The organism is Hyphomonas sp. NPDC076881 (assembly GCF_050269995.1).
Lineage (GTDB): Bacteria > Pseudomonadota > Alphaproteobacteria > Caulobacterales > Hyphomonadaceae > Hyphomonas.
The window spans coordinates 171,240-185,625 of the sequence record NZ_JBNNJJ010000005.1; the positions used below are offsets into that span (position 1 = coordinate 171,240).

The 14,386-nt window shown below is 64.2% G+C and carries 11 protein-coding genes; 3 read left to right on the forward strand and 8 right to left on the reverse strand.

Features of this window, described 5'->3' with window-relative positions; genetic code table 11:
- Nucleotides 1–65 precede the first annotated feature (65 nt).
- The 5 genes from addA to tsaE are packed head-to-tail and all read right to left on the reverse strand — an operon-like array spanning nucleotide 66 to nucleotide 8,872.
- Nucleotides 66–3,575 carry a double-strand break repair helicase AddA gene (gene addA, locus ACQKI2_RS07550; protein ID WP_427379081.1) on the reverse strand — a complete coding sequence of 1,170 codons (3,510 nt, stop codon included), beginning with the start codon at nucleotides 3,573–3,575 and terminating at the stop codon, nucleotides 66–68.
- The gene (addB, locus tag ACQKI2_RS07555) at nucleotides 3,568–6,621 is read right to left on the reverse strand and encodes a double-strand break repair protein AddB (protein WP_427379082.1); all 3,054 of its coding nucleotides are present in this window, start codon (nucleotides 6,619–6,621) and stop codon (nucleotides 3,568–3,570) included. Before addB ends, addA begins: the two co-directional genes overlap by 8 nt.
- Nucleotides 6,611–7,336, reverse strand: a complete 726-nt coding sequence (locus ACQKI2_RS07560) for a nucleotidyltransferase family protein (RefSeq protein ID WP_427379083.1) — start codon at nucleotides 7,334–7,336, stop codon at nucleotides 6,611–6,613. Before ACQKI2_RS07560 ends, addB begins: the two co-directional genes overlap by 11 nt.
- Nucleotides 7,333–8,433, reverse strand: a complete 1,101-nt coding sequence (locus tag ACQKI2_RS07565; protein WP_427379084.1) for an aminoglycoside phosphotransferase family protein — start codon at nucleotides 8,431–8,433, stop codon at nucleotides 7,333–7,335. Before ACQKI2_RS07565 ends, ACQKI2_RS07560 begins: the two co-directional genes overlap by 4 nt.
- Nucleotides 8,417–8,872, reverse strand: coding sequence for a tRNA (adenosine(37)-N6)-threonylcarbamoyltransferase complex ATPase subunit type 1 TsaE (gene tsaE / locus ACQKI2_RS07570; protein ID WP_427379085.1), 456 nt, complete (start codon nucleotides 8,870–8,872; stop codon nucleotides 8,417–8,419). The genes ACQKI2_RS07565 and tsaE overlap by 17 nt, the downstream gene beginning before the upstream one ends.
- Nucleotides 8,873–9,027: 155 nt before the next feature.
- Between tsaE and ACQKI2_RS07575 the strand changes: the two genes are divergently transcribed.
- From ACQKI2_RS07575 to ACQKI2_RS07585, 3 genes are all read left to right on the forward strand, one after another.
- Complete coding sequence (locus ACQKI2_RS07575; protein WP_427379086.1) at nucleotides 9,028–10,272, forward strand: NAD(P)/FAD-dependent oxidoreductase; 1,245 nt, start codon at nucleotides 9,028–9,030, stop codon at nucleotides 10,270–10,272.
- 17 nt (nucleotides 10,273–10,289) lie between these two features.
- Nucleotides 10,290–10,610 (forward strand): 2Fe-2S iron-sulfur cluster-binding protein, encoded by a 321-nt coding sequence (locus ACQKI2_RS07580; RefSeq protein WP_291047576.1) that lies wholly within the window; start codon nucleotides 10,290–10,292, stop codon nucleotides 10,608–10,610.
- Between the two features lie 133 nt (nucleotides 10,611–10,743).
- Nucleotides 10,744–11,529, forward strand: a complete 786-nt coding sequence (locus ACQKI2_RS07585; RefSeq protein WP_427379087.1) for a thioesterase family protein — start codon at nucleotides 10,744–10,746, stop codon at nucleotides 11,527–11,529.
- Between the two features lie 68 nt (nucleotides 11,530–11,597).
- Here the strand turns inward: ACQKI2_RS07585 and ACQKI2_RS07590 are convergent, their stop codons facing one another.
- The 3 genes from ACQKI2_RS07590 to ACQKI2_RS07600 are packed head-to-tail and all read right to left on the reverse strand — an operon-like array spanning nucleotide 11,598 to nucleotide 14,368.
- Nucleotides 11,598–12,005, reverse strand: coding sequence for a F0F1 ATP synthase subunit epsilon (locus tag ACQKI2_RS07590; protein WP_427379088.1), 408 nt, complete (start codon nucleotides 12,003–12,005; stop codon nucleotides 11,598–11,600).
- Nucleotides 12,006–12,016: 11 nt separating this feature from the next.
- On the reverse strand, nucleotides 12,017–13,444 hold the full coding sequence (gene atpD / locus ACQKI2_RS07595) for a F0F1 ATP synthase subunit beta (RefSeq protein WP_427379089.1): 1,428 nt from the start codon (nucleotides 13,442–13,444) through the stop codon (nucleotides 12,017–12,019).
- 45 nt (nucleotides 13,445–13,489) lie between these two features.
- Nucleotides 13,490–14,368: a F0F1 ATP synthase subunit gamma gene (locus ACQKI2_RS07600; protein ID WP_427379090.1), complete on the reverse strand. Its 879-nt coding sequence runs from the start codon at nucleotides 14,366–14,368 to the stop codon at nucleotides 13,490–13,492.
- Nucleotides 14,369–14,386: the final 18 nt, after the last annotated feature.

Sequence of the window (14,386 nt, forward strand, 5' to 3'; positions counted from 1 at the left end):
GGTTGCGGCTCCTTCTGCCGGCATTCTAATTCTTGAGTGTGATACATAGGGACTCTCGGGCCAAGTCAAACCATGCCGCGCGCACTTGTGAGAACTGCTAAAAGCTGGGCCTCTGGCAGGCGCATCAGGCGCGGCCCATCCGTCCAGCAGAGCGCGGCGACCACTTCCCGATCCGGAAAAGCTGTCTTCAGCACCGCCCAATAGGCCGCCATCTGCGCCACATAGGTATCGGCCACGTCTTCGGCCCTCTCCGGTGCGGGCTGGTCGGTCTTGAAGTCAATCACCAGCACCTGCGCCGGGGTCACCACCAGGCGGTCCACCCGGCCGTTGATCACCGTGCCCGCGGGCAATTCCGGTGAACGCCCAATAATCGCCGCCTCAGCCCGCCCGCCAGGCTGGAAGATCGCACCGAGCGCCGGATCGCGCATCACGCCGAGAGCCGCCGCCTTCATCTCGGCCCGCTGCGCCGCTGTCAGCTCCCCGTCTCGGGAGAGGTAGGCATCTGCCGCCGCTTCCCGTTTCTCTTCGGGCAATTCCGGCAGGTATTGCAGCAAGGCGTGGATCGCCCGCCCGCGCTTCAGGCGCTCCTCCCGGGCCGCATCGAACGGCGCAACAATGCGCGTCTTGGGGCCCAAGAGGCTCGTCGGTGCAGACAGTTTGCGCACCACCGGATCAGCCTGCGGCGGCGTCAACGCCCAGCCCGGCAGGCCGCCCGAAAGGGTCTCGTTGGCCGGCGCTCCTCCGGCGCCCGCAATAGAAACCTTGCCGAAGCGCAGCCCCAGCTCGAATTCTTCCGGCGCAAGCGCTGCCATCGCCATGTCGCAAAGCGCATACCAGGAATCCTTTTCGTATCCGGTTTTCCCTTCGCCTGCCTGCCCCTGCCAGTGCCCGGCTATGATCAGCCGGTCCTGCGCCCGTGTCAGCGCCACATATAGCAGGCGCCGGTGTTCCTCCCGCGCCTTGGCTTCTGCAATGGCCCGCGCGCGGCGGGAGGCTTCGGCATCCGTATCCTTGCGCGGAGACCACACCACGGCATTCGCGCTCGCCAGCACGGCAGGCGCGCTGGTCTTTGGCTTGGACGTCGTATCCGGCAGGATCACCACCGGCGCCTGAAGCCCCTTGGCGCCATGCACCGTCATCACGCGCACTTCGCGCCCGGCTTCTGCCAGGTCTCGCTTGATCTCGACCGCCTCGGCCTCCATCGCTGCCACGAAAGACTGCAGCGAAGATGGCGCCGCGCTGTCATGGCTAAGAGCGCGAGACAGAAGCGCCTCGATAGGATCGCGCGCCGGCGTCCCCAGGCGGGCGTTCAGCATTTCCCAGCCGGTCAGCCCGCCTTCCCCAACCCTGTCGAGTACATGGCTCAGGAACTCATAAGACGGCAGGTGCGCCCGGTCGAACAATCCCTGAAGAAAACGTGCCGCCTGCTGAACATCCGGGTCATCGCTCGCCTTCACGCGGGACCAGAGCGTCTCTCCCTTCGCCCGGCGCGACGCGAGCGGGAACAGGTATTGATCGTCATCCACCAGCCCGCAGAACGGCCCCCGTAGAATTTCCGCCAGCGTCAGGTCGCGCAGGTCCAGCGTCGCAAATCGCATCAGGTTCAGACAGTCCTGCACCCCGATGAAATCGGTCAGGATAAGCCGGTCAGCGCCTGCGACTGGTAACCCTTCTGCCTTCAGCGCTGTAATCAGCGAGTCAAACAGGCCGCCTTGCCGCTTGCTCACGAGGATCAGCACGTCTTCCGGCCGCATCGCCCGCTCGGCCTTGCCCTCCCAGATCGTTTCGCCCCGGTCGATCATCTGCCGCACGGCCCGCGCGACGCCAGCGGCCAGCTTCGCCTTGGGCGAGGTCGCCCGCACCACATCCACCGGACGCTCCCAGGCATCGGTTTCATCATCAGGCACCTTCGGTTCAATCGGCCAGATTTCTACCGCGCCATGCTGATCCCAGCGCCGCGCCGTATGCTGAATATCATTGGCAGTCTGCGGCGGAGCGCCGCCAATCCCCACATCAATCGGCGGCGACCGGTTCCACACAGTATCCACAAAGGTCAGCACTTCGGGCGCCGAGCGGAATGACATAAGCATTTCCACACCCGTCGCGCCGGGCATCCGCTCGGTCAGCCGCTGCGTTTCCTTGAGCAGCCGTTCCGGTTCCGCCCCCTGGAAAGAATAGATCGACTGTTTCTCATCGCCCACGATGAACATCGTGCGCGGGTCCTGCGAATAATCCCGGCCTTCTCCGGCGCCAAATTCGTTCGTCAGCGCCCGGATCAGATCCCACTGCTCGGGGCTCGTATCCTGCGCCTCGTCTAGCAACACATGAGAGATGCTGCCATCCAGCTTGTAAAGCACCCAGCTTGCCATGCCCTCGGCTTCGAGCAGTTCGCGGGTTTTCTCGATCAGGTCATCGAAATCCAGCGCTCCACGCCGCGCTTTCTCGTCCCGGTAGGCCTCCAGCGCCGGCAGGCCGATGCGGATCAATGCTGCCGTCCGCGCAAACGCCCGCGCCCGCTGCAATGTCTCCACCAGCGCCCGCATCCGTGCCGTCTCCCGGCCTTCGCCATCCTTGACCTGGAAATATTCCTGAAGCAGCGGGCAAAGCTCACCCGTCTTCTTGGTGTAGGGGTTCTGCGCCCGGAACTCGCCCTTCTCCGTCAGGAAAAACGGTGCATACGCAGCCCACACCGCAGCGGGCGTTTCCGCCGCCAGCGTCTGCTCCAGCGCTTCGGCCCGCTTCTGATCCGTCGTTGTGCCTGAGAGCAGCGCCCGCACCGCTTCGCGGATCGCGCCTCTCGGCAAGACATCGCCCATCGCTGCCGCCAGGATTTCTTCCGGCGTCTCGCGCGGGGCCCCCAGATCGGCCCGCAGGGCTTCCATCATCCGCTCAATGACGAAATCATGCCGCTCGGCAAACCGCATCACGGCCGCGCCTGAGCCTTTCAGCGCATCCAGCGCGCTTGAGGCCCCCTCATTCATGGCTTCCCGCGTGATCAGCGCCAGGTCTTCCGGCGCCGCGCGCGCTGCGTCCAGGATCGCGCGCTCCTTGGCGGCCTGCCACAGCGCCCGCGCGTCCCGGTCCTCCATCTCCGTGAAGCCGGGCACGACCCCCGCCTCCAGCGGAAAACGCCGCAGGATACGCGCGCAGAACGCATGGATCGTTTCGATCCGCAGGCCGCCCGGCGTTTCCAGCGCGCGCGCAAACAGCCGCCGCGCATCGCGCAGATCGTCCCGCGAATAGCTCTCCGCCGTCCGCCCCTCCAGCTTGGCGAGGGCCTCTCGGAGGCTGTCGTCCTCCTTCACGGCCCAATCGCCCAGCGTACGGAAAAGCCGCGTCAGCATCTCGTTCGCCGCCGCGCGCGTGTAGGTGATACAGAGGATCGAATCCGGCTCTGCCCCCGGCCGCCCGTCTTCCCGCCGCAACAGCAGGCGCGCCACCCGATCGATCAGCACCTTGGTCTTGCCGCTGCCCGCATTCGCCGTGGCAAAAGCCGAAACGGTGGGCTTTGCCGCATCAGCCTGCGCCTTCACCGCCGCTTCGAATGCTTCCTGATGCCGGGCGCGTTCACTCATCGCCGCCATCCCCGCCCGGTGTATCCCGGTTCCATTCCGCCCGCCGCGCCAGAAGATTATATCCGTAGTCATACTTCACGAACTGCACCCGCGGCGCAGACGCATATACCGCCGCCGGATCGCGATACGCCGCAATCAGCCGCACATACCCGTCCTCCGCCGCCGCGATCAACTCTGCCAGAGACTTCGGGCTGCTCTTGCTCTCGCCAACCCGCCGCGCCTCGGGCCGCCCCCGGATCGACACATATTCCAGCGCTTCGACCGGCGCAGCCCGAACATTCTGAAACCCGCCCCTGGCCGCAATGATCGCCTGCAACGGCATCTGCTGGTCATAGCCTGCATCGATAGCCTTGTCCGTAGGCGGCAGACCTGTCTTGAAGTCCACAATCACCAGAGCGCCCGCCGCCGTGCGCTCGATCCGGTCTGCCGTCGCCGAAAGCTCGAAAGGATGCCCGGCAATATCGCTGCGATATTCCCCGCGCACCTCGCGCAGGATGCCGCCTGAAACGTCCCGCTCCCGGCGCCAATCCAGATACCACTCCGCCACATCCTGCCAGATGGCGAGACGCCCCGCCCAAGCGGATTCCGGCTCGCCGGTCCGCGCAAGCTCCTGCCGGATAAGGCCCAGCAGCGTTTCGGCATCCTTGGCCACGCCATCTGCTTCAAACGCATCCAGCGCCGCATGGATTGCCGTTCCGCGCAGATTGCTGGCCAGCGGCGCGCCCAGCACATCCACTTGGCGAAGCCCTAGAACGGACTCCGCCCAGATCGAATAGGGGTCACGCTGCAACCGGTCGACTCGCGTTACCGAAAGCCGCCGTGGCCAGTCTTCCGGCGTGCGCTTCTTCGGCTTTGGCTCGGCATTGAAATCTGCCGGCAGGCTGCCTAACCCGCGTGTCTGAAGGGCGCTCACCCAGTCCAGAAGATGGCGCGTTTCGCCCTTGAGCAGTTCCGCCGTCCGCTCGCCAAACGCGCCCTCCGCCAATGTCCGCAACCGCCACACCCAGCGGGACGCCACCGCCGGGCCGTCATCCCGCCGCGCAGCATACAGCATCACCACATGCGGCGCCGCTGCCAACTGCGCAAAATCATGCGCCGACAGGCCCATCCGCTCTTCCGGATCATTCAGCCCCAGAGGCGCACGAAACCGGCGTGGCAAGAATGCATCGGCGGGCGGCTTCTCGGGCCACACATCTTCGTTGAGGCCCGCAAGGATCAACCTGTCCGCAGACTGAAGACGCGCCTCCAGCGGGCCCCAGATAGAGAGCCGCGGATGCTCCGGCTCGCCCGTCTGCACGGGCAGCGTGGAGGATTCCGCATCCACCAGATCGGAAAAGGCTTCCGGGCTCATCTCCCCCAGGAACGGCCCTAGTTCGGCCAGCCGCTGCAGAAGGTTTGATGCCCCCGCGCCGTCCTCACCCGCCCAGGGCATCGGCGTTTCGCTGATCGCGCCGGCCAGATCGGCCACGCGCCTTGCGGCCTCATCCGCCGTCACTGCCTCCAGACTGGAAAAGTCCGATGCAGTCTCTTCCATGATCCCGGCAAGGCGGCGCACAAGAAGGATAGCCTCATCCTGATCTTCCCGCTGGAAAGGCGAATGCGGCTCCAGCTTGTCGCGGATGTCGATGCTATGGGCCAGATCGTCCAGGCTTTTCGAGCGGCGCGGCCCCCGCAGGAAATAAAGATCCAGCTTGCCTGAATCCATCTTTCCACGAACAAAGGGATGCTTCAGCACAGCTGCCATGACAGCTGGTTCGCCGGGGTCTGCCGCCCAGCGCGCGCAAAGCCCGATCAGGCTTCCTGCCAGCGTCCGCCCGAGGGGCACGGGCGCCGAAGGCGGAACATGTATGCCCCACCGGCCAAGCAGCGCGGAAACCCGCCGCGCAAGGCCTGCATCCGGTGTCACCAGCGCCGCCGTCTCGCCAGGCCGCTCCAGCGTCTCCCGCATCAGCAGCGCGGCGGCTTCTGCCTCCGCCGCTTCGTTCGGTGTTTCCGCCACGCTGAGGCCCTTCAGGCCGTCGCGCACAAATTCCTCAATCGGTTGCCCGCCCGCGAGGGCCAGCTCTTCCAGGGTCGCGCGCCAGTCCGCTGTCTCTTCGGCGGGCGCCAGCGCTTCATGGATCAGGCGCACACGGGCGAGCGCGGGCGCATTGGCAGATATCCCCGGCCACGGCGCCACGCTCTCCGGCGCCCTGCCCAGCGACTTCAGGGTACGTATCAACGTGTTCTGCGGGTGGCCCGGCGCGCCGATCACTGCGTCCCACTGCCGCTCGTTCAGCGCCGTATCGAGGCCCGGCAACACAATCAGGCCCATGGGCAGTTCCAGAACTGCCCGCATCAGGATGCGTCCCGGCGGCGTTGCGCCGGTGGACCCGGCAATGATCACTGGCCCGGCCGGCGGCGCTTTCTGCCAATGGTCAGCCAGCGCCCGCGCCGCGCGTAACCGCTCTTTATAAGGATCAGATGCCCGGTTCTCAGCCAGCCATTCCGGCCAGAGTTGGGTGACGATCTTGAGGAAATCTGCCGAACGCGACCAGTGCGCGGCAAGGTCGCCGAGGCTCAGCGCCTCCAGCCGGCTCCAGTCCGCGTCCTCACTCATCGCGGCCTGCTCCAGCAGACGGCCCAGCTCCCGCGCTGCAGAAAGTGCGGAGGCCGGCGGCAGGTCAATGCCCATGGCGCTCTGATAATAATGGCGCACCAGCGTCGCCAGAACGCCCAACTGCCGCGCGCCCGAAAGCGGGGGCACGGCGCCGGAAAGGGCCTGTTCGGCAATCGGCGGTGGCTCCCCGCTGTCCAGATCACCCAATGCCCGGATGTCCGGAGGCAGAATCGTCTGTTCCCCCGCCGCATCATACAACGCCAGCGACAATGCGCGGGCAGACCGGCGGTTGGGCACATAGATAATGGCATCGGCCAGCGCGTCTGGCTTCGTGGCGAGCGATGTCTCCTCGGCCAGCGCGCGCGCAAGTTCCTTCACAAAGGCCGTGCCCGGCGCAATCGTCCGGATGCGCGGGGCATCCGGGCCGAACAGCGCGTCAGCCGCCATGACAGGCCACCCACATCTCGGCATCTTTCAGCGCCTGCGGGTCGCCCACATGCAGCCAGAAGGAATCAAGCGCCAGGCCCCGCAAGCGCCCCTGAGGGATCAGGCCATCCCAGATGCGCAGCGCCGAAAACCGCTCCACCGGCTGCCCGCCATAAACCTGCGGCTTGATGATCCGCACGCCCGCATAGGCCCAGGGCGCCGTCGCCGCCTGGCCACGCCGGGTCAGGCGCCCTTCGTGATCCATGAAGAAGTCGCCCGGCCCATCAAAGCCCAGCGCCCGTCCGGTGTCAGCTACCAGCAGCCGCTCGTCTTCCTGCGCCGGGTCAAAGGCCTCCGCCAGCGCCAGCAGGGGGTCAGCCGCCTCGGGAAACCAGAAGGCATCCGTATTCAGCACGTATACCGGCTCCTCGCCGAGGAGCGGCCACGCTTTGGCCAACCCGCCGCCAGTCTCCAGCACTTCGCCGCGTTCGTCGGACACGATCACCTCGAAATCCGTCAGTGTTTCCAGATACGCCTCAATCTGTTCCGGCAGGTAATGCACATTCACCACCAGGCGCTTCACGCCCGCCGTCTTCAGCGGCCCAATCACCCGGTCAATCAGCTTGCGCCCGCGCACCGGGATCAGCGGCTTGGGGCAGTCATTGGTCAGCGGCCGCATGCGCGTGCCGAGACCGGCGGCAAGCACCATCGCCGTATGCGGAACCGGAACGCTCATGGCTTTGCCTCGAATACGAAGGGGGTCTGCTCCATCACGAACGCCCGCATACCCGCCAGCGAAGGGTGGGCCAAATTGCGGGCGAGGATGGAAAGCTGCCGGGGCTGGAACTGGCCATAACGTGGCTTCTTGTCCCGATACTGCAGGCGGGAGAAGACGCCCGCAATCCGCAAGGCATTGAGGGCGCCGACAACGGCCAGCCGCTCCTCAAAATCCGTCCGGTTCTGTCCGGTTTTGTCCAGAAATGTCGCGACAGTGTCCTCTGCCGCCGCCTCGGAGACCGCCCGGCGCGCGTCCTGGGTCAGCATTGCCATGTCCCAGGCGTCCCAGCCGCGCACCGCGTCCTGAAAGTCCAGAAGGCCCACCCGGCCGCCCGGCAACCACAACAGATTTTCCGCATGATAGTCCCGCAGCGTGAAGGCCCTCGGAAAAGACATGGCTTTTTCGATCAGCGCGTCCCGCTCGGCCTCCCAGCGCGCCCGCACCGCGCCTGTCAGCTTCGTTCCGCCCGCTTCCAGCGGCAACCAGTCGGCATAAAGATCAGCATTGGCCCCCAGCGCGACCGCGTCGAAGTCCAGGATCGGCCAGACAATGCCATCCTTTTCAAGGCGCTGTGGCACAGGCGCGGCATGGAGAAGCGCCAGCGTCTCCGCGGCCGCGCGGTACAGCGTCCGCTCGTCCGCCTCGCCCCGCTCAATCATCCGGGCAAACTCGCGCCCCTCGCCAAAATCCTCAATCAACGCAAAGCCTTGCGCCGGATCGAACGCATATACCTCCGGCGCTTCCAGCCCCAGGCTGCGGAGATGCCCGGCAATCAGCGCAAAGGCCTCCACTCGCGACGCCGCCAGCCGTGTCATCGCATTCCAGCCCATCTTCTCGCGCAACGCCCGGTCAGCCTCCGGCGGGCAGGGATCATCCTCCACCCTTGGCGCATCCATCAGCAGGGTGCTGGCGCCATCTTCTCTCAGGAGGCGGATATAGCGGCGGGTCGAAGCGTCCTGGCCGAGGGGTTTGCGATCTGCCCGGTCCCATCCATCGCCCACGCTGGCGAGGAACCGGTTAATCTCATGTGTGCGCGAGTCAGAGGCTGAATCCATGCAGCCGTTCCTGCCAGCCTTCGCCCTTCGGTTCCAGCCTCACCCGGCGCTGATCGCCGTGAATTTCAAGCAACACGTCCAGACGCTGCTTCGGCAAGTGCCGCCCGGCCCTTTCCGGCCATTCCACCAGAGCCGCGCCCTCGGCCGTATCATCCCAGCCCAGCTCCTCTACCCCGTCTGGATCCTCCAGCCGGTAGAGGTCGAAATGCCAGAGCGGAAAGTCCGGCCCCTCATAGATCTGCACCAGTGTGTAAGTGGGGCTCGGCACCTCTTCCCCCTCCCCTAGCAGGGCCTGGATCAGCCCGCGCGTCAGGGTCGTCTTGCCCGCGCCGAGGTCGCCATGCAGGGCTACGAAATCGCCTGCGCGCAGGATCTGGGCCAGCGCCCGCCCCAGCGCCAGCGTCGCCGCCTCATCCGCAAGATCGAAAGTTGTCGCCATGCCCTCTCTTAGTCTTGCCCTGCCGCTACGCAACCTCGGTTTAACCTGATTGTGTGACGGAGTGACCCGGCTTGCAGTGCTTGCAGGCTGCGTTACAAGTGCTTACAACCGAGCAAAAGTTGACGCTAGCGTCATTATAGGAAACAGGGGGCGTCGTGGACCTTTCGGGCGCAGATAAGATCGTGATCGCTGGCGCCGGACAGGCGGCTGCGCAGGCTGTCCAGTCTTTGCGCCAGGGTGGGTATAAGGGCGCGCTGACGATTGTCGGGGAAGAAACCGCGCTGCCCTATCAGCGCCCGCCGCTCTCCAAGGCCTATATGAAGGGCGAAATGGATGAAGAGCGGCTCTATTTCAAACCCGCCACCTGGTATCAGGACAACAACATCGACGTGATCCTCGGGGCGCACGCCACGCGGATCGACCGCGCCGCGCGCCAGCTCCATATCGAGCATGGCGGCGTGCTGGACTATGACGCCCTGATCCTCGCCACCGGTTCCCGCCCGCGCAAGCTGCCCTGCCAGGGCGCCGATCTCGCGGGTGTGCACGACCTGCGCACCCTGTCTGACGTTGAGCGTATCCGCCCGCAGATGGTCTCCGGCCGCCGCATGGTGATCATTGGCGCGGGTTATATCGGCCTGGAAGCCGCCGCTGTGGCCTGCACCATGGGCCTGGATGTGACCGTTCTGGAAATGGCACCGCGGGTGCTCGCCCGCGTCACCAGCCCGGTGATGAGCGACTTCTACGCCCATGAGCACACCGCCAAAGGCGTGAAGATCCTGACCAATACGGCCCTCTCCCATCTGGAGGGCACGGATGGCCATGTCAGCGCCGCCGTGCTGGCCGATCGCACGCAGCTGCCGGCAGACATTGTCCTCGTGGGCATCGGCATCCTGCCGAATGAGGAACTGGCAAAAGACGCCGGCATTGCCTGCGCCAACGGCATCCTGACCGACCGCGATGGCCGCACCTCCGATCCGCATGTCTTTGCGGCCGGTGACTGCGCCAGCCGCCCGTTGGTTCACTATGGCCGCACGGGCCGCCTTGAGAGCGTCCACAACGCCATCGAACAGGGCAAGCTGGTGGCCGCCGCCATCCTCGGCCTTCCCCGGCCAGCCGAAGACTGCCCCTGGTTCTGGTCAGACCAGTATGACCTCAAGCTTCAGATCGCCGGCCTCAGCACGGATTATGACACCATCGTCCTGCGCGGCGATCCAGAGAGCCGCAAGTTTGCCGCCTTCTACCTGCGCAATGGCACGCTCATTGCGGTCGATGCGGTCAACAGCCCGCCGGAGTTCCTGGCATCCAAGAAACTCATCATGGCAGGCGCAAAGATTGCTCCCGACATGCTCAGCGACACCACCATCCCAATGAAAGACATCGCCGCAACTGCCGCGGCCTGAAGGAGACGGAAACCCACATGGCAAAGATCACCTATATTTCGCATGACGGCACCGAACGCACGGTGGAAGCGAAGAACGGCGAATCTGTAATGGAAGCGGCGATCAAGAATTCCATCCCGGGAATTGACGCCGACTGCGGCGGGGCCTGCGCCTGCGCCACCTGCCATGTCTACGTCGACGAGGCCTTCCTGGATAAAACCGGGGTTCAGGAAGAGATGGAAAAGTCGATGCTGGACTTCGCAGAGAATGTGAAGCCCAACTCGCGCCTCTCCTGCCAGATCAAGGTGACCGACGCCCTCGACGGCCTTCGTGTTTCCACCCCGGAAAGCCAGCACTAAGCCAGCACCCCGGACTTGCTTTCACGCCCCGGCCCGCCAGCCGGGGCGTTTGCATGTGACGCAACGTGACGGGTTGGTTCTTTTTCGGAACCATGCTGGCGTGTCTCTTGTCCATCCTCCCAGGAGCTGACCGATGAACTACACTGAGTTGCTGTCCTCGATGTCCGAGACAGCCCAAGGCACGCACCACATCAACATTCCCGAGACATGGATGCAGGGCCGCACCGCCTATGGCGGGCTCACCGCTGCACTTTGTCTGGAGGCCGCAAGATCCCTCGCGCCCGGCCTGCCCGCCCGCGCCGCTCAAATAGCTTTTGTCGGCCCTGTGCATGGCGAGGTCACCTGCAAGGCTGAAGTGCTGCGGCAGGGCAAGAACACGGTCTTTGTTTCCGTACGGATGAGCGGCGTGGACGGCGTGCTAGCCGAAGCCATCATGACATTCGGCGCTCCCCGCCAGTCCTCGCTTGATCTGGTTGATCTGCCAGCCCCCGAATTGCCGGACCCGGAAGAAGTTCCCCCCTATTTCCGGAATCATCAGGGGCCTGCCTTCGCTCAGAATTTCGATATGCTGATTGCCGGAGGCACCCCGCCGATGTCTGGCTCGGACAAAGCAGACGTTTCGATCTGGATGCGCCACAAGGACCCGGCCACGCCAATGGATGCGACCTCTCTGCTGGCCCTGGCCGATGCGCCGCCTCCGGCCGCCATGGCAATGTTCCGCGAACCGGGCCGCATCAGCTCGATGACATGGATGGCGGAATTCCTCACAGAGGAAATCGAGACACAGGATCGCTGGTTCCTCGCCCGGCATGTCGCCCAGACGGCGCGCAATGGATATTCCAGCCAGGAAATGCTGCTCTGGAACAAGCAACGCCAACCGATCATGATCGGCCGTCAGACCATCGCGGTTTTTGTATAGGCGGCAGCCCAGCAAACAAAAAAGCCCCGGCTAGATGGCCGGGGCTTTTAATTTGATCTGTATCCCTATCAGTTGGCGAGCGCGCTGCGCAGGCCTTCCAGATACGAAATCTGATGCTCGTAGACTGCGCGCTTGCTGTCACCGGCGTCCAGTTCAAGCAGCTTGATCTTCGCCGCTTCGATCTCGACATCGATCTCCTGCGCGCTCGCATCGGAAAGATTGCGAGCTTCTTCGGCAAGGATCGTGAGACCGGCGGGGGTCACGTCAGCAAAACCGCCGCGCACATAAAAGCGATATCGCACGACATCGCCTTCCAGAACGCGCACAACACCGTTCTTGAGCGTCGTCATGAATGGCGCATGGTTCACCAGCACGCCGAACTCGCCTTCCGTACCCGGAGCGATCACGTGATCGACGTCGCCCGAGAAGAGTTCCCGGGCCGGCGATACGAGCGAGAAGTGCAGCTTGTCAGCCATCAACTAATTCCTCAGGCAGCTTCCGCCATCAGCTTCGCGGCTTTGGCTTTCGCTTCCTCGATATTGCCAACCATGTAGAAGGCCGGCTCCGGCAGATGGTCGAACTCGCCGCTGATCAGGCCTTTGAAGCCCTTGATCGTATCTTCGAGTTTCACCTGCACACCCGGCGAACCGGTGAACACCTGAGCAACGTCGAATGGCTGCGACAGGAAGCGCTCGACCTTACGGGCGCGGGCAACGGTGATCTTGTCGTCTTCCGACAGCTCGTCCATGCCGAGGATGGCGATGATGTCCTGAAGCTCTTTGTATTTCTGCAGGATCTGCTGAACGCCGCGGGCCACGTCGTAATGCTCTTCACCGACAACCATCGGATCGAGAATACGCGACGTGGAGTCAAGCGGGTCCACAGCCGGGTAGATACCTTTTTCGGCGATCGAGCGCGAGAGAACCGTCGTTGCGTCAAGGTGAGCAAACGAGGTGGCCGGCGCCGGGTCGGTAAGGTCGTCAGCGGGAACGTAGACGGCCTGAACCGAGGTGATCGATCCCTTGTTGGTCGAGGTGATGCGCTCCTGAAGGGCGCCCATGTCGGTGGCCAGCGTCGGCTGGTAACCCACGGCCGAAGGAATACGGCCGAGCAGAGCGGACACTTCCGAGCCAGCCTGCGTAAAGCGGAAGATGTTGTCGACGAAGAACAGAACGTCCTTGCCTTCCACATCGCGGAAGTATTCGGCTTGCGTCAGACCGGTCAGCGCGACGCGGGCACGGGCGCCCGGCGGCTCGTTCATCTGGCCGTAGACCAGCGACATCCGGCTTTCGCCTTCCAGGTTGATAACGTTCGACTCGATCATCTCGTGATAGAGGTCGTTACCTTCGCGCGTGCGCTCACCGACGCCTGCGAACACCGAGTAACCGCCGAACAGCTTGGCGATGTTGTTCACGAGTTCCATGATGAGAACCGTCTTGCCCACGCCGGCACCGCCGAACAGGCCGATCTTGCCGCCTTTGGCGTAGGGGCAGAGCAGGTCGATAACCTTGATACCCGTCACGAGCACTTCGGCTTCCGTCGACTGGTCAACGAATTCCGGGGCCGGGGCGTGGATCGGACGGAGCAGATCGGTGGTCACCGGGCCGCGCTCGTCAATCGGCTGGCCGATGACGTTCATGATGCGCCCGAGGGTGGCCGGACCAACCGGAACCATGATCGACTTACCAGTGTCAGATACCGGCTGGCCGCGGACGAGACCTTCGGTCGAGTCCATGGCGATGGTGCGAACCGTGTTCTCGCCGAGGTGCTGCGCAACTTCCAGAACCAGGCGGTTACCGTTGTTGTCAGTCTCGAGTGCGTTCAGGATCGACGGCAGTTCGCCATCAAATTCTACGTCAACGACGGCGCCGATGACCTGGGATACACGGCCTTTGGCGTTTGCGGGGGTGCTCATCTGATCGTCTCCTCGGGAGATGAAGTATTCTGGTCTGGTTAGCGTCTAGAGGGCTTCGGCCCCGGAGATGATCTCGATCAGCTCCTTGGTAATCTGTGCCTGGCGTGCCCGGTTGTATTTCAGGTTCAGCGCCTTGATCAGGTCCTTGGCATTGCGGGTCGCGTTGTCCATTGCGGTCATGCGGCTCGCCTGCTCACCCGCCGAGCTTTCCAGCATGGCGGACAGGATCTGGGTGTTGATGTAACGCGGCAGAAGCGTTTCGAGGATGGCTTCCTCGGACGGCTCGTAGATGTACTGCGCCCCGCCCAGATCAATCGCCGGCGCACCCTCAGGCGCTTTGGCCGGGATCAGCTGCTGAGCCGTCGGAACCTGCGAGAGCACGTTCTTGAACTGCGAATAGATCAACGTCGCAACGTCAAACTCGCCATTCTCGAAGCCCTGGGTGAGCCTTTGGCCGACCGACAGCGCTGCATCGGTGAAGTTGTTGCTCTTCACATCCGCGAGGCTGATGTGTCCGGCAAACTGGGCGCTGTACTCACGCGCCAGAACTTCTCGGCCCTTCTTGCCGATGGTGAGAACCTTGACGGTCTTCCCTTCGGATTGAAGCTGCTGGATCTTCTGGCGGGCAAGCTTGGCCACATAGGCGTTGAAGCCGCCAGCAAGACCGCGTTCCGCCGTCATGACCACGATCAGATGGGTCTGGTCGTTTCCATTGCCGGTCAGCAGTTTCGGGCCACCCTGGCCGGTCGTTGCGGCGAGGTTTGCGAGAACCGCAGCCAGACGCTCAGCATAGGGCCGCGCCGCCGTCGCGGCGTCCTGCGCACGCTTCAGCTTGGCGGCAGCCACGAGCTGCATCGCCTTCGTGATCTTCTGCGTGGATTTCACGCTTCCGATCCGGTTCTTAAGGTCCTTCAAGCTGGGCATGTCAGGCCTTTACCGTCC